Raw genomic sequence first — 17304 nt, 5'->3', positions numbered from 1 at the left:
AACAACCCCATACTGGTGCGGCCATACGGGGAGCGCACGGGCGCCATGAAACAAGATCCCGCACAACGCAATTTAAAGCGTACACATTATTGTTTACAGGAATCGGACAAAGATTGCCCCAGACTCGCCATCCCTACCCATGACGCAATCTGCACGCACTTCCCGAAGACTCAGCAGCAGGCGCCCCACGCAGCGACTTGGCCTCTTCAACACCCCACACGCGTGGCAGCAATACGCCATTACGCACGGCCACGATCTCGGCCATGACAGAAATGGCGATCTCGGCGGGTGTCTTGCTGCCGATGAAGATCCCCACGGGTCCGCGCAGCGCCTGCAGCTGCGCAGCAGTGAGATCGAACAGCCGCAGCCGCTCGCGTCGGGCATGGTTGTTGGCGCGCGAACCGAGCGCACCGACATAGAAGGCCGGCGTCTTGAGCGCCTGCATCAGCGCCAGGTCATCGAGCTTGGGATCGTGCGTCAAGGCCAGCACGGCCGAACAGGCATCGGGCTGCATCGCATCCACGGTGTCGTCGGGCATGCTGCGCACCAGCTCCACGCCCGCCAGGTCCCACTGATCGAGGTACTCGCTGCGCGGATCACAGACCGTCACCTGGAAATCCAGCGCCAGCGCCATCGCACAGAGGATGCGCGACAGCTCTCCCGCACCGATGACCAGCAGGCGATAGCGCGGACCATGCACCGTCACCAGCGCATGCGCATCCACCTGCAGGCTGCTGCCCGCAGGTGCCGACTCCAGACGCACCTCGCCACTGCGCAGGCAAAGCCGCCGGTGCACCAAGCGCCCTTCGGCCAGCATGGACAGCAACTCGCCGATGCGGCTCTGCGCCGACAAGGGTTCGGTCACCAGCTCCAGGGTGCCACCACAGGGCAGGCCAAAGCGATGCGCCTGGTCGGCATCGACGCCATAGACCAGCCGCCCCGGCCGCTGCGGCACGATGCCATCGCGCTGCACGCTGGCAATGAGATCATCCTCGATGCAACCGCCCGAGACCGATCCCACCAGCGCACCATCGTCACGCAAGGCCAGCATCGCCCCGACCGGCCGTGGCGCCGAACCCCAGGTGCGCACCACCGTGGCCAGCAACACGCCACGGCCAGCCTCAAGCCACTGCTGACTGCGCTTGAGTACATCGAGGTCGATGCTGTCCATTGCTTGACTCCTCTTCAGAACATCACAAACTCAGAACAGATGGCGGATACCCACCTGAACCCCATTGACCGTGCCACCCGAGACCGGCGCATTCTTGGTGATCGGCGCCGCACCCGCCAGCGAGAAGCTCGCGCCATTGTTGTTGGCCAGGTGAGCATAGGTGGCGTAGAGCATGGTCCGGCGCGACAGGTCATAGGTGCCGATCAGGCTGAACTGGCGCGCATTGCGGCCCGCACCGGTGCTGTCCTTGGCCCAGCCATAGCCAGCGCCGAGCGTGGCCTGGCCAGTCAGGCGATAGTTGGCCGACAGCGAATAGGCACTGTAGTACGAACCGGGCGTATTGGCACTGGCCGCCGCACCCAGGTTGTTGCCACGGTAATAGCCGAGGAAGACCTTGCCGCTGCCGTAATCATAGGCGCCGCCGGCAAAGGTGGAGCGGATGGTGATGTTGTCATTGGCGCTGTTCTGGGCCGAGCTGCTCACACCCAGGTAGAGCGGGCCGCTCTCATACTCCCCCGCCAGCATGGCGGTGGACAGGCCGTTGCGCGGCGCGGTCTGCTCACCCAGCCCATAGTAGGCCTGCACCCTGAAGCCGCGCATCACCGGCGAGAGGTAGCCGATCACGTTGTCGTAGCGCGGCGTGTAGGCCGAGACGTTGTTGAGGAAGGACGCATAGGTCGCGCCCGCAAAGGCGTCCAGGCGCGCGATCATCAGGAAGCCCGGCGAATTCTGCCGTCCCAGGCGCAACTCGCCCAGCTCGTTGCCCAGGCCGACCCAGGACTGGCGGTTGAACAGACGGGTGCTATCGTGCATGGCCCCGCTATCGGAAGCAAAGCCATTTTCCATCTGGAAGTTGGCGCGCAGTCCGCCGCCCAGGTCTTCGCTGCCCTTGAAACCCACCCGGCTGGCCTGGTAGCCGCCACTGTCCAGCGAGGCCACCGAGCCCTTGCCGGTCGCATTGGTGTAACCCATGTAGGTATCGATCACGCCATAGAGGGTGACGTTGGATTGCGCCAGCGCGCCACCCGCGCACAACAGACTTGCCACGCCGACTGCCCATGCCTTTTTCATGTTTCTTCATCCCTTTGATTTGATGTGTTGGAGGTACCGCCACTGCCTTGCCGTCCCGGTCGACCGGGCTTCTTCTGGAAATCCTTGCCGCGCCTACTGGCGCGTACGGAACATCGCCACCGACTGCTCCAGCCGCCGGCTCTGCTCGGCCAGCGCCGCAGCGGCAGCGGCCGCCTGCTCGACCATGGCAGCGTTCTGGCGCACAGCGTCGTCGATCTGTCCAATGACCTGATTGATGTGCGTGATCTCGCCGCCTTGCTGGCGCGAGGCCTCACTGATCTCGCCGACGGTCACGCCGACCTTGCGCGCCAGCCCGACAATCTGTTCCAGGCTCTCGCCCGCCTGGCCTGCCAGGTTCACGCCATTGGCCACATCGCTGCCCGAGCGCGCCAGCAACTGGCTGATCTGGCGCACCGCATCGCTGCTGCGCTGGGCCAGGCTGCGCACTTCGCTGGCCACCACGGCAAACCCGCGTCCGTGCGCCCCGGCGCGCGCCGCCTCGACGGCGGCATTGAGGGCCAGGATGTTGGTCTGGAAGGCAATGCCCTCGATCACCGAGGAAATCTCGGCAATGCCGCTGGCGCTGCGTGAGATCTCATCCATGCTGCCGATCACCTGACGCACCAGCTCGCTGCCGGCTTCAGCGGCCTGCACCGACGCCGTGGCCAGCCCGTGCGCCTGGCCGGCGCTGACGGCATTGCGCTGCACGGCGCTGTCCAGCTCGGCCATGCGATGGGCGCTTTGCTCGACGGCGGCAGCGGTCTCTTCGGTGCGGGCCGCCAGGTCCATGTTGGCGTCGGAAATTTCCGCTGCCGCCCCGCCCACCGTGGCCACGCCTTCGCGCAAGTCGCGCACCAGGCTGGCCAGGCTCTTCTGCATCACATCCATGCTCATCGCCAGGCGGGCGACCTCGTCATCGCGGCCACCCTGCTGAGCCACCACCTGCGTGAGATCGCCCGCGCCGATGCTGCGCGCATGCCTCAACATCCCCTCCACCGGCCGGCTCACGCGTCGCGCCGCCAGCGCCAGCACCAGCACCTGCCAGAGCGCGAGCAGCACGATCACCACCCCCTGCCATCCGGCCGCACCACCCGAACCCGTCAACCAGAGCAGCGCCACCAGCAGCAGCGCAGCATTGAGGCCTTGGGCAAAACGCATGCGCCAGGCCAGCGTGGGGCTGAGGCTGATACGCAGCAAGCGGCCTATGCCGCGCAAGCCCAGCCGCCCTTCCCGCAGTTCCCACCAGCGTCCCGCGCCGCGTCGGCGCGCAGCGGTGAAGGCGCGCATCCGGCGCACCTCGTGATCGGCGGCGCGGGTGCGCACGGTGGTATGGCCGACGTGCGCACCATCGACCATGGTGCGGGTGATGGTGGCCCTGGCCCAGAAGCAGCGGCCATCCTTGCCGCGATGACGCATCACCCCGGTCCACGCACCGCGCGCCTTGACCGTACGCCACAGGTCCGCACCCAGTTCGGGCGGCGTATCAGGCGCATACATCATGCTGGCCGGCTGCCCCAGCAACTCATCAGCGGCGTAGCCGCTGCGCCTGACGAAGGCCGCATTGACATAGACCATCCGCCCCTCGATGTCGGTGCGGGTGATCAGATACTCATCCTCGCCCAAGGCCATGTCGGCCTGGACATCCTCGTTTCCATGGCCGAGCACCGGCAGCCGTGGATCTTGCGTAGCGGGTAGCGACAACATCTTCCTCTCCTGTGCGGCGCCGCCAGATCATGCTGACGGCAGTTCTCGCGCAACATCCTCGGTCCATACCAACGGGATGGCGCAAGCGCGACTCACCAATTATTTTTTATGACGCACACACTCTATATTTAGCGTGTAAGCAAAATATAGACCAGCTTTGACCGAGCGCAAGAAGGCAGCGCCAAGGCCGGATTAATATGGATTAAATGGGGATATAACAGGGAATCCAGCTTGTCTCCACGGCGATTCCAAAGCCGCTTACAGATTTATTATTTATAATGTATACACCATATTAATGCGAAACGCGAAAACTGCACAAGCACAGTGCGTTGTGCACCACGACATCGCGACAGCGCTGGCGTTTCTGCTTGCGCCGAGTGGGCAAGCAGGATGCAAGAACGTCAATGGAGTGTCAGCAACAGCGCGCGCCGTCGATGGATCGACGACGCCTCTGCAGGAGCAGCACGGCCAGTCCGATCAGCGTGGACGCGGCAAGGTGAAATTGGCGGCGTTGATGCTGCGGCCATACCACTCGCCGCCCATGCGAAAGAGCAGATCGACCTTGCCCGGATCGAGCTTGCCATCGGCATCGAGCAAGTCATCCTGGACGTGTGCGACCAGCACTTCGCCCAACACCAGATGGCAAGACGGCGCGTGGCGCGGGTACGGCTCCAGCATGGCCAGCTTGCACTCGAAGCTGGCCGCAGCGGCCGCCACGCGGGGCGGCGCCACCCTCTGGCTGGGCGCGGCGGTCACGCCGCAGGCCTCGAACTCGCTGACGCCAGCCTCGAAGGGAAAGGACGTCTCATTGAGCTGCGCGGCCTGCGCGGGTGCGGCGAGATTGACCACGAACTCGCCGCGCTCATCGATATTGAGCACCGTATCCTTGAGCTTGCCGCCGCGCTGCAACAAGGGACAGATCAGCAAGGTGGGCGGCTTGCCGGTGACCATCTGGAAGAAACTGAAGGGCGCCAGGTTCGCCCGTCCCTGCGCATCCAGGGTCGAGACCCAGGCGATGGGCCGCGGCACGATCAGCGACGACATCCATTCATAAGCCTCGACGGGCTTGAGCCCTGCGAAATCAATCAACATACTTGCCTACCTCTCCGATGAAAACCACAGCAACACGCCCTGCCCCCATCACCAAACGGACCGCGCCGACGCGCCAGCGCGCCAAGGCTTCCTCAGGGACCGCAGCGGGTCTGGCCTCTGCCACGTATACAGCGGGCAAACAGGACATTAGAATCAACAGCTGCCCTTTGCTCGCCGCCGGCGACCAGGGCATGCCGAGCCACTCATCTCCGGTGCCCATGACCAAGAAGACCGTTTCTGCCCAATATCACTTTTCCGACCAGATCGGCCACCTGCTGCGCCGCGCCTACCAGCGCCATGCCGCTATCTTCCAGCAGCACATCCCGGATTCGCAGTTGACGGCCGCGCAGTTCGTGACCCTGTGCGCCATCCGCGACCTGGAGACCTGCTCGCTGTCGGACATCGTCAAGGTGACCGCCATCGACCAGGCCACCATTCGCGGCATCGTGGAGCGCCTCAAGGCACGCGGCCTGATCGAGCTGTCCCACGACGAGGCCGACCGCCGCAAGGTGCTGGTGTCGCTCAGCAAGAGCGCCGCCACGCTGGTGGCCGACACCGTGCCCTTCGCCGCCCAGATCAGCGAGGCGACCTATGGCAACCTCAATCCGGCTGAACGCGTGGCGCTGGTGTTCCTCCTGCGCAAGATGATCGAGGAGTAGACCCGGCCCTGCGCGAGGCCTGCTCACCCCGCCGCCAGCGGTTCCTGCAGCGCCGCCAGGATGCACTCCGCATTGAAGGGCGGCTGGCGCAGGCGTCTGCCGGTGGCGTCGAAGAGCGCATTGGACAAGGCCGCCGCACTCGGCACCGAGGCCGATTCGCCGGCGCCCATGGGCGGCTGGTCCTGGCGCTCCATCAACACGATCTCGATGGGCGGCACTTCGGTGAAATGCAGGATGGGGTAAGCGCCCCACTCCAGGCTGCTGGCGCCGTGCGGCCCAAAGGCCACCCGTTCCTTCAGCACCCGGCTCAGGGATTGCAGGATATTGCCGTGCATCTGATGGCGCACCCCGGCCGGGTTGACCATCATGCCGGTATCCTGGCCCACCACCAGCGAGGTGACGGCCAGCGCGCCTGTGACCGGATCGACTTCGACATCGATGACCCAAGCCGACCAGGCCGCCCCAAAGCCCGGAAACTTGCTATGGACGTAGCGCGCATAGGCGATGCCGCGTCCGCGCAGCTTGCCGTCGGCCTGTACCTGCCCGCGCGAGCCCTGGGCATGCGCGACCCATCCCGCCTTGTGCGCTACCGCCTGCAACAGCTCGCTGGCGCGCTGGTCCGGCAGATGCGCCAGCCGGAAAGCCAGCCGGTCCGCTCCGGCCAGCTCGGCCAGTTCGTCGATGAAGACCTCGTGAGCAAAGGAATTGGGCATGGCCGACACCCCACGCAACCATCCGGCGCGCACGATGGGCGCGACATCATCGCAATCGATCTGCATATGCGGGTAGGCATAGGGCGGCACGGCGGTGCGGTCGCCCATCTCCAGCACGCGCGGTTCTGGCGCGATCTTGCCGGTCAACAGCAAGGCCAGCACCGGCGCATCATTGGAGGGATAACGGGTCTGGAAGCGATAGTGCGACAGCCGCCCCTGGGCGTCGACGCCGCCGCACACGTCCATGAGCTGGGCCGCCCCCTTGGGCTCCCAGGCGTGTTCCTGCTCACGGGTGAGCTGCACCCGCACCGGCCGTCCTACGGCGCGTGACAACAGGGCCGCATCGGCCACCACATCGTCTGCGCAATTGCGGCCATAGCAGCCCGAGGCTTCCAGCCGGATCACTTCGATGCTGCCTTCGTCCAGATCACACAGGCGCGACAGGTCGATGCGCATCACATGGGGATTCTGGGTGCCGGACCAGACCGTCAAGCCTTCCGGCCGCCAGTCCGCCACCGCGCAAGACGGCCCGATGGATGCATGCAGCTGATAGGGCCAGACATAGGTCCGCTCGATGTGGCCAGCGGCGCTGGCGCTGGCGGCGTCCGGATCGCCCTGGCGCACCAGCTCGCGCCGCCGGGCGGGCAGGCTGCGCAGGCGCGCTTCCAGGTCGTCCATGGGCGGCAGCGGCGGGATGCTCTTCCACTGCACCTTCAGTTCGCGCATGGCGCGTTGCGCCTGCTCTTCCCGCTCGGCCACCACGCCGATGAAATCCCCCTCCACCACCACCGCGACCAGGCCGGGAATGTGGGCCACCGATTGGCGATCCACCGCCAGCAGGCTGCGGCCGACGAAATCCCCGCCGTCGCGGCCAGGATGCGGCGGGCGCACTACGCGGCCATGCAGCATGCCAGGCACACGCACATCATGCACATACACAGGCTGCGCGCGCACCTTGGCCGGAATATCGACCCGCTGCGAACTACGTCCCACCAGCGTGTACTGGCTCACCGGCTTGAGCGGCACCTCGCCGGGTTCCAGCGTGAGCACGATGCGTTGCCCGCGCAGCAATTCGAAATAACTGATAGTGCGCCCCGCCACGTCGGCATCGATGATGCAGCCCGCCTCCACGCGCAGACGCCCGACCGGCGTCGCCCAGCGCGCAGCGGCCATCGCCAGCAGGTGCTCGCGCGCCTGGGCGGCGGCCTTACGCAACGGCATGGCGGAAATCTGGATGGTGGCGCTGGCAATCGTCGGCCCCTGGTTGGGCGCCTCCTCGGTATGCCCGAGGATCATGCTGACCTGCTCCATGGAGAGACTCAACTCTTCGGCCACAATCTGCGCCAGCGAGGTGCGGATGCCGGTTCCCAGGTCGACGTGGCCATTGAAGGCTAGCACCTGTCCCTCGCCCAGGATGGCCACGAACACATCCGGCAAGGGCTGCACATAGGAAGACGCCGCCCCCGGCTGGCCGGGCGCGGGCTTCACGCCCGGCTGGGGGGCCCGCGTCACCAGCAGCACGTCGCTGCGCGAGAGCAGCTGGCGGCGGGCCTCGCGCGGGGTCGGGGCGGTAGGGTTCATTGCTTGCATGTCAGCGCATCTTGCATGTCACATTCATCGGGTCCGCACCGGCCTTGCCCGCTGCAGACATCAACGCTGGCCGACCACCTGCATGGCCTCGTCCAGCGGCATCACGGCCGCATACTTCTGCGCCATGTCGAACAGATTGGCCTCGTGCGGGCCGAGGGCGCGGTCGCCCACGCAATCCGACACCACCAGCGGGCGGAAGCCCCAGGACATGGCGTCCACCACGCTGGCGCGCACGCAACCGCTGGTCACGGCGCCGGCCACCAGCAGGGTCTGCACACCATGCTGCGTCAGCCACGGCGCCAGCGAGGTGCCAAAGAACGCCGACGGCACGGTCTTGCGCACCACCAGTTCACCGTTGGCCGGGGCCAGTTGCGGCACGATGGCGCTGCCGGGCAGGTCTTCCTTGAGGGTCACCATGCCGGGCACCTTCATGCCGAAGATGTTGCGGTCAGCATCATCATCGGCAAACACGATGCGGCTGTGCGCCACCGGCCAGCCTTGCTGGCGCGCGTGCGCCAGGAGGCTGCGCGTGCGCTCGATGGCCTGCGGGATGTTGCCGCCGCCGAACTGCTGCGGATCGGCGAAGCTGTTGACGAAATCGACGATCAGCAGCCCGAACGGCGGCTTCATTTCCAGCGTCTGGCCAAAGCCCTGGCGCTGGTAGGTTTCCACTTCCTTGTGCATCGTATCTTCCTTTGCGGGAGGCTGCCGGCCATCGCCGGCTGGCCTCATTTCGAATTGCCGTAGACGAAGCCGTCCAATACCTTGCCCTCCTTGACCACTGGCACGCCATCGAGCGCCACCGTGCAGCGGCGCAGCGGGATATCGATGTGGCAGGCCGTGGTGCGGCTGCCGCCGGCTTCATTGTTGGGACCGAAGGAGAACAGGAAATTGCCTTCGTAGGCGCGGGCATCCATGCCGATGGTGGCCTCGCGGTCGTACATGGCCAGGGTGGACCATTGCGCGCGTGGTTGCAGGCCCCAACCGATATGCGACATGGCATAGGCTTCCGGATCCTTGAAGGAGGCCATGTAGTCGCTCAGCAGTTCGGCGTCGAGCCCGCCTTCGATACGGGTGACGAAGCCATCCTTCACGGTGACCTCGATGGCTTCCTGCGCATAGCACTTCATGGGCAAGAGGATATCGCCCCGGTCGATGACCAGGGTGCCGTTGGTCTGCCGCTCATTGGGCCAGGTCAGCACGAATCCGCTGGGCCAGTGGTCCCAGCGGCCCGGCTGGTCGACAAAGCCATATTCCTGGATCACCGGGAACTCGCCCAGCGGGCAGCGCAGGTCGGTGCCGGCGTCGGAGCTGATGTGCATCTCACGCTTGCCTTCCAGCAGGCGCGCCGCCTGTGCCACGCGGCGGCGATCATCTTCGCTGGGCACCATGCGCACCAGCACCTCGGGCGGCTCCACCGCCAGCAGGATCTTGGTGCCGGTGGCGAGGATCTCGTGCTGCTCGGGCGAGAACAGCAGGGTCATCAGGTCCAGCACCAGGTCGCTTTCCTGGAGGGCGGCGATGGCGGCGCGGTTGCCGGTCAGCGGGGTGGTGCCGAGGTAGGCCAGCGAGTCGCGGCTCAGGGCCTTTTCCGCGTTGACCGGCGGCAGGTCCAGACGATTGACGGTCGCGCCCATGAGCGCAGCGGCGGTCATGGCGGTGGACAGGGTCTGCGGATGGGTAGTGCTGCTGGTGAGGACGGTGACGATCTGTCCCGCCTCCAGCCTGGACAAGCTCAGCACCTGTTGCCAGGCGCTGATCAGGTCATGGTCGCTGACGGCCATGGTGTTCTCCTTTGCAATCGATCATTCGATGAACGGGATCTACAGCGTTGCGCCGAGGAAGTCGCGGAAGGCGGCGTAGAAACCGGCCTCGTTATCCCAGGGAATCATGTGGCCGGCCTCTTCCACGCGGCTCACCACCACCTGCGGCAGCAGGCTGCGGATCTCGGCCACATCCTCGGGCAGGATGACGTCGCCGCGCGAGGCCTGCATCAGCATCACCGGCAGGCGCAGCGCGGGCAGGTCGGCATGGAAATCACCGGTATGGAATTCCTCGAAGCTGGCGATGACGGCGCGCTCGTCGCAGGTATGCAGCCATTCGGCGCGCAACTGCAACTGTTCCTCGGTCCAGGTCGCACAGAAGGCGCGCATCTGCTCGGCCGAACAGCCCGCGCGCGCCAGGCGCATCGAATCCACATACCAGGGCAGCTTGGACGGATAGGCACGGCGGCCCGGGCCGGACACCGGCGGGTCCACCATCACCAGCCGCGTCAATCCCTGCGGCGTCTGGCGTGCGGCGCGCGCACCGATGCGTGCGCCCATGGAATGGCCGACGATGGCGTAACGCGACAGGCCCAGCGCCTGGGCCAGCGCGATCACGTCGGCGGCCTGGGCGTCCACGCTGTAGTCCAGCGTATCGGAAGCCGATGACAGACCACGGCCGCGCACATCCAGCACATAGGTATCGAATTGCTGGCCGAAGCGCTCGCCCACAAAGCCCCAGGTCACCGCAGGACTGGTGATGCCGGGCAGGATGATGACGGCGTCGCGACTGGCGCGCGCACCGTCGTTGCCGCCATAGCGCAGGTAATGCTGACGGATGCCGTTGGCCTGGACGTTGGCGCCGTAGAGGAAGCTACTGGAGTGGCTATGCATGGCGCACCTCTCAGTAAGCGCCGGAGAGCAGCGCACCCGCGCCCGGCACGATGCGGTCCAGCTCCAGGCGCTTGAGCATGGCGTAGGTCGTGGCCACAGCCGCGGTGATGACGGGCTTGCCGGTCATCGCCTCGACCTGGGCGATCACCGGCAGCGAGGGCATCTGCACGCAGGCCGAGAGGACGATGGCGTCGACCTGGCTGGTATCCATCTGGGCCACGATGGCAGGCAGCCTGGCCGGGTCATGACGGGCTACGTCGAGGTTGTCGGGGATTTCCAGCGCACGGTAGTCCAGCACTTCATACCCTTCATGGCGGATGTAATCGACCACCAGCTCGGTCAAGGGCTTCATGTAGGGCGCCACGACCACGATCTTCTTCGCGCCGATGACCTTCAAGGCATCGATGAGCGCGCCGGCGCTGGTGACCACCGGTGCGTCGGCGCCATTGGCGGCGGTGTGGGCGGTCAGGCGCTGCTCGGACTGGCGATGATAGCCGCGCCCCATGGCCATGATGGCCACCAGGCAGGCGTAACCCAACACATCCACGCGAGCGTCCGAAAGCTCGACGGCGCAGCGATCGGACTCACCATCCATGGCCGCCAGCTCTTCCTTGACCACCTTCTTCATGCGCATGCGGCTGGAGTGGAAGGTGAAACGCTCGGGGCGGATCGCCTGGCGCGCCGTCAGCATGGCCGGGATCTCGGTCTCCATGGTGGTGTTGGAACTGGGGACGATTTGCCCGATACGGTAAAGACGCTGCTGCATGTGAGGTTCTCCTTGATCTGCCGTGGTCATGCGAAGTTCGCTAATTTGTAATGCATACACTATATTTAATCATTTCCCGGATCTTTGCAACAGCGTTTTTCACACGCACCAGCAGAACCGGGCAATTCCCTATTTATGTGCGATGCAGCACCAAATACGGGAGTTTCCGACCCCATCTCGCACCAGTTCGAGACCGCGCAATGCAGCATGGAAATTTGCGATTTACTTGGCATTATTCAATGTGTACACTCTTTTCCAGACCAGGAAGGAGGTCAGCCTGACAGTCCCTGCGAGCACAGGCATACTCCCCGCAGCAAGCGCATTGGCATGAAGGATGCTTCACCATGCGCTGACGACCATTCCACCAGCGCCCCCGAGGCGCCTGCAGCAACAGAGAGACCATGCACAAGCAAGAACCCATCACCTTCCATGTCAACGGCGTCCCGGTCAGCCTGGACATCGCCGCCGATGCGCCGCTGCTCAACGTGTTGCGCAACGACCTTTGCCTCAACGGCCCCAAGTTCGGCTGCGGCCTGGGTGAATGCGGCGCCTGTACGGTGCTGGTCGATGGGGTGGCGGCGCGTTCTTGCGTGATCCCGCTGGCCGGCGTGGCCGCGCGCCACGTCACCACGCTCGATGGACTGGAACAGGACGGCCGTCTGGACCCGGTGCAGCAAGCCTTCATCGATGAACAGGGTGCGCAGTGCGGCTACTGCCTCAACGGCATGATCATGACCATCAAGGCCTTGCTGCTGCGCTCCCCCACGCCCAGCGAAGACGAGATCCGTCACGAACTGGACTTCAACCTCTGCCGCTGCGGCACCCATGTGGAAATCCTGCGGGCCGCACTGCGCGCCGTCGAACTGCAGCGGGGAAGGCAATGATGGGCAGCGTCGACTTGCGTGCGACGGCCACCGCCACGCCCGCCTCCCTAGCCTCGTTGCGCCATGCCCGGCTGGCCCTGCCGCCGGTGCTGGGTTGGCAATCGCAGCGTTATACCGGCGCGCGCCTGCAAGGCGTGGACGTGGACGCCGCGCTGGGATTGCCCGGCGTGCACAGGCTGGTGCAACAGCGCCACCTGCTGGCCGTCATCGCCGACAGCGACGCCCAGGCGCGCCAGGCCTGCGCCCTGCTCAAGCCGCGCTGGAGCACGCCGGCCGACGACGACCGGGCGCTACGCCCACGCCAGGCGCACAGCCTTTATCAGCGCGGCAAGGAAGAAGAAGGCCTGTACGACCTCACGCTGGAAGCCGACTATCAATGGCAGGATGGCGAAGCCACCCTCTCGTCCCCCGACGTGGTAGCCCTGGCGGCACCCAGCGGAACAGGCATGCGCATCGATCTGCCCTTCGGCAATCCCGCCGCCATCGCGCTCGAAGTCGCGGGCTTGCTCGCTCTGCCCGTCGCCCAGATCGAAGTGCGCAGCCACCGCGCACCCGCCGACGCCCGCGAGTATCGCGCCGCCTCCGATGTGGCCGGTGTGGCGGCGCTGCTGTGCCAGCAGTGTGGCGAAGCGGTCTCGCTGGCGCTGACGCCCGCAGAAGCGCCGGCCCTCTCGACCTCGCTGCACCTGCGCGGCGAATTCGATGAGGATGGCGCGCTGGGCAACACCACATTGGACATTACCCAGGACAGCCCCGCGCCCCCACTGGCCTGGCTGCTGACAGAGACCGCCTATGCGCTGCAGGACGCTGCCGCCATCGATGGCGCGGCGCTGGCCCCGCCTTATGACTGGCGCAGCGTGCATGTCAGCGCTGCGCTGGAGGCCAGCGTGCCGGTCGCCGCCACCTGCTTTGCGCAGGAAGTCTTTCTGGATGAAGTGGCGCAGCGCCTGGGGCAGGATCCGGTCCAGTATCGCCTGGCCCACCTGCCCGACAGCCACGGCAGGGACCTGATCCGTTCGGTGGCGCACGGCGCCCGCTGGCATCCCGCCCGGCAGCAAGGCCAGCGCCAGGGCGGCCGCTTGCGCGGACGCGGCTTCGCCTATGCCAGCACGATCGAGCAGCACGCCGGCCAGCCCGTGCAGAGCTGGTCGGCCTGGGTCGCCGAGGTGGAATACGACGAAGCCTCCGGCGAACTGAGCGTGACCAAGGTCACCGCCGGACACGACGTACGCGCCGCCGGGCAAGCGCCCGCCACCAGCCCTGTGCTGGCGCAAGCCAACGCCGAACGGCTCGACCAGCAGGCCCGGCTGGCGCTGGCGCAGAGCATGCATGGCGGCCAGGGCTTCGACGCCTGGTCGAGCGAAGCGGGCCTGCCGTCCACCCTGCCCTCCTCGCTCGGCTTGCCCCAGCGCACCGCACTGCCGACGGTCGAACTGGTGGGGACACCGGCGGCCCTGCAGAACATCCAGCTCAATGCCGGCGCGGCCTTTACGCTGCCGGCGGCGGCGGCCATCTCCAATGCTGTCTATGCCGCCACTGGCGTGCGGCTGCGCCAGGCGCCCTTTTCCGGCGAGCAGATCCGGCTGGCCTTGAACGCATCCGCGCCCGCCAGCGGCGCGCAGCGCTGGCGCAAATATGGCTGGCTGGGCGCGGCCGTGGCGGCCGTGGGCGCTACGCTGACCCTGGCGATGCCCTGGCGCAGCGAGATCGCGCCCATCGCACGTCCCGATCCCGACCTCTACTCGGCCGCCACCATCGAGCGGGGACGACGGGTGGCGCTGGCGGGTGATTGCGCGGTCTGCCACACCGCGCCGGGCGGGGCGACCAACGCCGGCGGCCACGCCTTGCAGACGCCCTTCGGCACCGTCTACAGCACCAACATCACGCCCGACGAGCACACCGGCATCGGCAACTGGTCCTACGCCGCCTTTGAACGCGCCATGCGCGAAGGCATCCACCGCGACGGCAGGCATCTCTACCCGGCCTTCCCCTATACCGCCTTCGCCAAGATCAGCGAGGCCGACATGCAATCGCTCTATGCCTACCTGATGGCGCAGCCGGCCGTGGCCAGCACGCCGCCGGCCAATGACTTGCGCTTCCCCTTCAATCTGCGGCCCTTGCTGGCGGGCTGGAATACGCTGTTCCATGATCCCCAGGTATTCCAGCCCGATCCGGCGCGCTCGGACCTGTGGAACCGCGGGGCCTACCTGGTCGAAGGTGCTGGCCATTGCGCGGCCTGCCACTCGCCACGCAATGCGCTCGGGGCCGAAAAAGGGGGACGCCACTACCTGGGCGGCGGCATGGTCGATGGCTGGGAGGCGCCGGCGCTGACGGCCTTGTCGAAGTCACCCACGCCGTGGACGGAGGAAGAATTGTTTGCCTATCTGCGCACCGGCTTCTCTGCACGGCATGGCATCGCAGCCGGGCCGATGGCGCCAGTGGTGGCCGAGCTGGCGCAGTTGCCGCCGGGTGACGTGCGCGCCATCGCGCATTACCTGGCTTCGTTCCAGTCCGGCGCAGCCAGCAGCCCTGCGGCGCCCGTACCGGCATCGGCCGCGCAAGCGCCCAGCCCGGCCGAGCTGCGCTCACGGGCCAATGGCCAGCGCCTGTTCGCAGGGGCCTGTGCGGCTTGCCACCAGGAAGGCACCGGCCCGACCCTGTTCGGCGTCAAACCCTCGCTGCGGGTCAATACCAATCTGCACAGCGATACGCCTGACAACCTGGTCCACGTGATCCTGCATGGCATCCGCGAACCGGCCAATCCTGCCTTGGGTTACATGCCTGGCTTCGCCAACAGTTTCAGCGATGCACAGATGGTGGACCTGCTGGCCTATCTGCGCAGCGAATTCGCCGCCGGCAAGCCGGCCTGGCAAGGTGTGGAAGCCGCCATCGCACGTTCGCGCGCCATGCCGATGCCATGAGCCGATCGCCCGCCTGTCGGTTCAGATGCCGCTGAACCAGTTGTAGCCCTGGTCTTCCCAATAGCCGCCAGGGTTCTGGTTGCTCACGAAGATGGCCACCACATGCTTGGGATTCTTGAAACCCAGCTTGGTCGGCACGCGCACCTTGAGGGGATAGCCATACTGTGTCGGCAAGGCCTCCTTGCCGAAGTCGAGTGCGAGGATGGTCTGCGGATGCAGCGCGGTGGGCATGTCCAGGCTGGAGTAATAGCGGTCGGCGCATTTGAAGCCGACATACCTGGCCGTCAGGTCCGCACCCACCGCCTGCAGGAACAGCCGCAGCGGCACGCCGGACCATTGGCCGATGGCGCTCCAGCCCTCGATGCAGATGTGACGGGTGATCTGGCCGGCCTGCGGCAGTGCGCGCAGGCGCTCCAGCGTCCAGCTGCGCTTGTCGCTGACCAGGCCCGAGACTTCCAGCTTCCAGTCGCTGCCATCGATGTCGGGCGCATTGAACTCGTCATAGAAGGCGTTGAACGGGAAAGGATGCGTGATCTGGCTGGCCGCATAGGTGGGCGCCAGTTTGTGGCTGCGAAACAGCAGCGCCTGCACGCGATCATTCCAGCGCGACATGGCCCACAGCACCTTGTCCACGCTGTCATTGTCCTGCAGGTCGCAGCCCGAGAGCATGGACAGCGCCCCCAGCGACAGCGCCGAGCGCAGCATGAGGCGGCGCTGCACCTGCACCAGAGCCGGGCGATGGTCGGCCAGCAGGATCTTTTCCGTCTTCGGCGCGTGCTTGTCGTCCTTGTCTTTCATGATGCATTGGCCTTCTTGTCATGGCCGCCGGTGAACATCGGGATGAGCGTCCTGGGCACGATGGCCACCAGCGCCAGGTGGACCACCACGAAGGCGGCGATGCCCGCCATGGCGGCGAAGTGGACCTTGCGCGCAAAGTCGAAGCCGCCAAAGAGATCGGCCAGCCAGTCCAGCTGCACCGGCTTCCACAGCGCCAAGCCGGACAGCACCACCAGGATGCCCAGCAGCATCACCGCCCAATACAGCAGCTTCTGCACGGCGTTGTAGACGCCGGGCTGGTGCGGCAGTTTTAAGCGCAGCGCCTGCCCGGCGTCGCGCCAGACCTCGCCGGCCCGCACGGGCAGCAGGTGGCGGCGGAAGTGGCCGCTCAGCGCGCCATAGAGCAGATAGAACAAGCCATTGGCCACCAGCAGCCACATCGCCGCGAAGTGCCAGGCGATGGAACCGCCCAGCCAGCCGCCCAGGGTCATCCAGGAAGCGAATTTGAAGGGAAAGAGGGGCGAGGCGTTATAGATGCCCCAGCCACTGCTGATCATGCAGGCGATGGCAAAGGCATTGAGCCAGTGGGCAATGCGTACGGCCAGCGGATGAAGAACGGGTGGTCGGGACATCGTCGCCCTCCTTGTCACATCGGCGGGGTGATGCCGTTCTTGCCGGCGCTGACGCTGGCGGCGGTGAGACTGCCGTCGGCATTCTTGCGGGCGCGCACCACTACCTTGACACCGGCGGCCAGCAGCGAACGGTCACCGGCTTCGATGTTGACCACCGGCACATCCTCGGGCACCACGATCTTCTTTTCGCCGTTCTTGTACTTCAGCGTCAGGGTGCGGCCATTGCTGGCGATGACGTCGCCCACGGTGCCGTTGGTCATGGTGCTGTTGGGGGCAAGGTCGAAGGGACGATGACCATCGCCAGTGCCGGCCATGGCGGGCGGGAAGACATGCACCTCCAGCGCCTTCTGCGAGCCATCCGGCTGGGGAATGCCGGCCGCGCCGATATAGCTGCCGGGCTTGATGTCACTGATGTTGGCAATGGAGATGGCGGCCACGCGGGTGTCCTTGTCCAGCGCCACGTTCTGCTCGGCGCCCTTGTTGCTCTTGACGACGAGCTGATCCTTGCCGACCGAGACGATAGTGCCGCGGATACCGACCAGCGCCGGGGTCTGCGCCAGCGCGACGGGGACCAGCAGATGACTGGCCAGCAGCGCCGGGATCAATGCACCGCGAAAGACTTGAGGCAGTAGTTTTTTCATCATGGGAACCTGGAAGACGTCATTGA

General features: G+C 66.1%; 15 protein-coding genes. 3 read left to right on the top strand and 12 right to left on the bottom strand.

The genetic code is table 11. From position 1 onward, the window contains the following. Window positions 1–133: 133 nt before the first annotated feature. The 4 genes from ACP92_RS06645 to ACP92_RS06630 all read right to left on the bottom strand — a co-directional run bounded on the left by ACP92_RS06645 (window position 134) and on the right by ACP92_RS06630 (window position 5038). The gene (locus ACP92_RS06645) at window positions 134–1171 is read right to left on the bottom strand and encodes an XdhC family protein (protein ID WP_013233353.1); all 1038 of its coding nucleotides are present in this window, start codon (window positions 1169–1171) and stop codon (window positions 134–136) included. Between the two features lie 30 nt (window positions 1172–1201). Continuing rightward, the gene (locus ACP92_RS06640; protein ID WP_013233352.1) at window positions 1202–2242 is read right to left on the bottom strand and encodes a porin; all 1041 of its coding nucleotides are present in this window, start codon (window positions 2240–2242) and stop codon (window positions 1202–1204) included. Window positions 2243–2335: 93 nt separating this feature from the next. Then, a complete protein-coding gene (locus ACP92_RS06635; protein WP_013233351.1) occupies window positions 2336–3946 on the bottom strand; it encodes a methyl-accepting chemotaxis protein in 1611 nt (536 codons plus the stop codon). A gap of 477 nt (window positions 3947–4423) precedes the next feature. Next, window positions 4424–5038 (bottom strand): flavin reductase family protein, encoded by a 615-nt coding sequence (locus ACP92_RS06630; protein WP_013233350.1) that lies wholly within the window; start codon window positions 5036–5038, stop codon window positions 4424–4426. A 218-nt stretch (window positions 5039–5256) separates the two neighbouring features. Here ACP92_RS06630 and ACP92_RS06620 point away from each other — a divergent pair, with 218 nt between their 5' ends. Continuing rightward, window positions 5257–5697, top strand: a complete 441-nt coding sequence (locus tag ACP92_RS06620) for a MarR family winged helix-turn-helix transcriptional regulator (protein WP_041310362.1) — start codon at window positions 5257–5259, stop codon at window positions 5695–5697. A gap of 23 nt (window positions 5698–5720) precedes the next feature. Here ACP92_RS06620 and ACP92_RS06615 read toward each other — a convergent pair whose 3' ends face one another. The 5 genes from ACP92_RS06615 to ACP92_RS06595 are packed head-to-tail and all read right to left on the bottom strand — an operon-like array spanning window position 5721 to window position 11423. Continuing rightward, window positions 5721–8000 (bottom strand): xanthine dehydrogenase family protein molybdopterin-binding subunit, encoded by a 2280-nt coding sequence (locus tag ACP92_RS06615; RefSeq protein WP_013233348.1) that lies wholly within the window; start codon window positions 7998–8000, stop codon window positions 5721–5723. 60 nt (window positions 8001–8060) lie between these two features. After that, window positions 8061–8684, bottom strand: coding sequence for an N-carbamoylsarcosine amidohydrolase (locus ACP92_RS06610; protein WP_013233347.1), 624 nt, complete (start codon window positions 8682–8684; stop codon window positions 8061–8063). Between the two features lie 44 nt (window positions 8685–8728). After that, window positions 8729–9784 carry a 2,5-dihydroxypyridine 5,6-dioxygenase NicX family protein gene (locus ACP92_RS06605; RefSeq protein WP_013233346.1) on the bottom strand — a complete coding sequence of 352 codons (1056 nt, stop codon included), beginning with the start codon at window positions 9782–9784 and terminating at the stop codon, window positions 8729–8731. 39 nt (window positions 9785–9823) lie between these two features. Further along, entirely contained in the window at window positions 9824–10657 is an 834-nt protein-coding gene (locus ACP92_RS06600; protein ID WP_013233345.1) for an alpha/beta fold hydrolase, read from the bottom strand. A gap of 10 nt (window positions 10658–10667) precedes the next feature. Then, window positions 10668–11423: a maleate cis-trans isomerase family protein gene (locus tag ACP92_RS06595; RefSeq protein ID WP_013233344.1), complete on the bottom strand. Its 756-nt coding sequence runs from the start codon at window positions 11421–11423 to the stop codon at window positions 10668–10670. Between the two features lie 401 nt (window positions 11424–11824). On the opposite strand from ACP92_RS06595, the gene ACP92_RS06590 reads away from it, so the two are divergent. Together ACP92_RS06590 and ACP92_RS06585 are read left to right on the top strand one after the other, a co-directional pair. Further along, the gene (locus tag ACP92_RS06590) at window positions 11825–12307 is read left to right on the top strand and encodes a (2Fe-2S)-binding protein (protein WP_013233343.1); all 483 of its coding nucleotides are present in this window, start codon (window positions 11825–11827) and stop codon (window positions 12305–12307) included. Then, window positions 12304–15228, top strand: coding sequence for a c-type cytochrome (locus ACP92_RS06585; RefSeq protein WP_013233342.1), 2925 nt, complete (start codon window positions 12304–12306; stop codon window positions 15226–15228). Before ACP92_RS06590 ends, ACP92_RS06585 begins: the two co-directional genes overlap by 4 nt. A gap of 21 nt (window positions 15229–15249) precedes the next feature. Here the strand turns inward: ACP92_RS06585 and ACP92_RS06580 are convergent, their stop codons facing one another. The 3 genes from ACP92_RS06580 to ACP92_RS06570 are packed head-to-tail and all read right to left on the bottom strand — an operon-like array spanning window position 15250 to window position 17281. Further along, window positions 15250–16026: a molybdopterin-dependent oxidoreductase gene (locus ACP92_RS06580; protein WP_013233341.1), complete on the bottom strand. Its 777-nt coding sequence runs from the start codon at window positions 16024–16026 to the stop codon at window positions 15250–15252. Next, on the bottom strand, window positions 16023–16637 hold the full coding sequence (locus ACP92_RS06575; protein ID WP_013233340.1) for a cytochrome b/b6 domain-containing protein: 615 nt from the start codon (window positions 16635–16637) through the stop codon (window positions 16023–16025). The genes ACP92_RS06580 and ACP92_RS06575 overlap by 4 nt, the downstream gene beginning before the upstream one ends. 14 nt (window positions 16638–16651) lie before the next feature. Next, window positions 16652–17281, bottom strand: a complete 630-nt coding sequence (locus ACP92_RS06570) for a DUF5666 domain-containing protein (RefSeq protein WP_013233339.1) — start codon at window positions 17279–17281, stop codon at window positions 16652–16654. Window positions 17282–17304: the final 23 nt, after the last annotated feature.

It is taken from the genome of Herbaspirillum seropedicae, from assembly GCF_001040945.1.
Lineage (GTDB): Bacteria > Pseudomonadota > Gammaproteobacteria > Burkholderiales > Burkholderiaceae_D > Herbaspirillum > Herbaspirillum seropedicae.
This window is presented reverse-complemented; position numbering and strand designations above follow the sequence as displayed.

What these genes read in the sequence shown, in the direction of transcription:
- ACP92_RS06600 (WP_013233345.1), bottom strand. Translation starts at nt 10,657, where the DNA reads ATGCATAGCCACTCCAGTAGCTTCCTCTACGGCGCCAACGTCCAGGCC.
- ACP92_RS06605 (WP_013233346.1), bottom strand. Translation starts at nt 9,784, where the DNA reads ATGGCCGTCAGCGACCATGACCTGATCAGCGCCTGGCAACAGGTGCTG.
- ACP92_RS06615 (WP_013233348.1), bottom strand. Translation starts at nt 8,000, where the DNA reads ATGCAAGCAATGAACCCTACCGCCCCGACCCCGCGCGAGGCCCGCCGC.
- ACP92_RS06630 (WP_013233350.1), bottom strand. Translation starts at nt 5,038, where the DNA reads ATGTTGATTGATTTCGCAGGGCTCAAGCCCGTCGAGGCTTATGAATGG.
- ACP92_RS06570 (WP_013233339.1), bottom strand. Translation starts at nt 17,281, where the DNA reads ATGATGAAAAAACTACTGCCTCAAGTCTTTCGCGGTGCATTGATCCCG.
- ACP92_RS06620 (WP_041310362.1), top strand. Translation starts at nt 5,257, where the DNA reads ATGACCAAGAAGACCGTTTCTGCCCAATATCACTTTTCCGACCAGATC.
- ACP92_RS06610 (WP_013233347.1), bottom strand. Translation starts at nt 8,684, where the DNA reads ATGCACAAGGAAGTGGAAACCTACCAGCGCCAGGGCTTTGGCCAGACG.
- ACP92_RS06640 (WP_013233352.1), bottom strand. Translation starts at nt 2,242, where the DNA reads ATGAAAAAGGCATGGGCAGTCGGCGTGGCAAGTCTGTTGTGCGCGGGT.
- ACP92_RS06590 (WP_013233343.1), top strand. Translation starts at nt 11,825, where the DNA reads ATGCACAAGCAAGAACCCATCACCTTCCATGTCAACGGCGTCCCGGTC.
- ACP92_RS06635 (WP_013233351.1), bottom strand. Translation starts at nt 3,946, where the DNA reads ATGTTGTCGCTACCCGCTACGCAAGATCCACGGCTGCCGGTGCTCGGC.
- ACP92_RS06575 (WP_013233340.1), bottom strand. Translation starts at nt 16,637, where the DNA reads ATGTCCCGACCACCCGTTCTTCATCCGCTGGCCGTACGCATTGCCCAC.
- ACP92_RS06580 (WP_013233341.1), bottom strand. Translation starts at nt 16,026, where the DNA reads ATGAAAGACAAGGACGACAAGCACGCGCCGAAGACGGAAAAGATCCTG.
- ACP92_RS06645 (WP_013233353.1), bottom strand. Translation starts at nt 1,171, where the DNA reads ATGGACAGCATCGACCTCGATGTACTCAAGCGCAGTCAGCAGTGGCTT.
- ACP92_RS06595 (WP_013233344.1), bottom strand. Translation starts at nt 11,423, where the DNA reads ATGCAGCAGCGTCTTTACCGTATCGGGCAAATCGTCCCCAGTTCCAAC.
- ACP92_RS06585 (WP_013233342.1), top strand. Translation starts at nt 12,304, where the DNA reads ATGATGGGCAGCGTCGACTTGCGTGCGACGGCCACCGCCACGCCCGCC.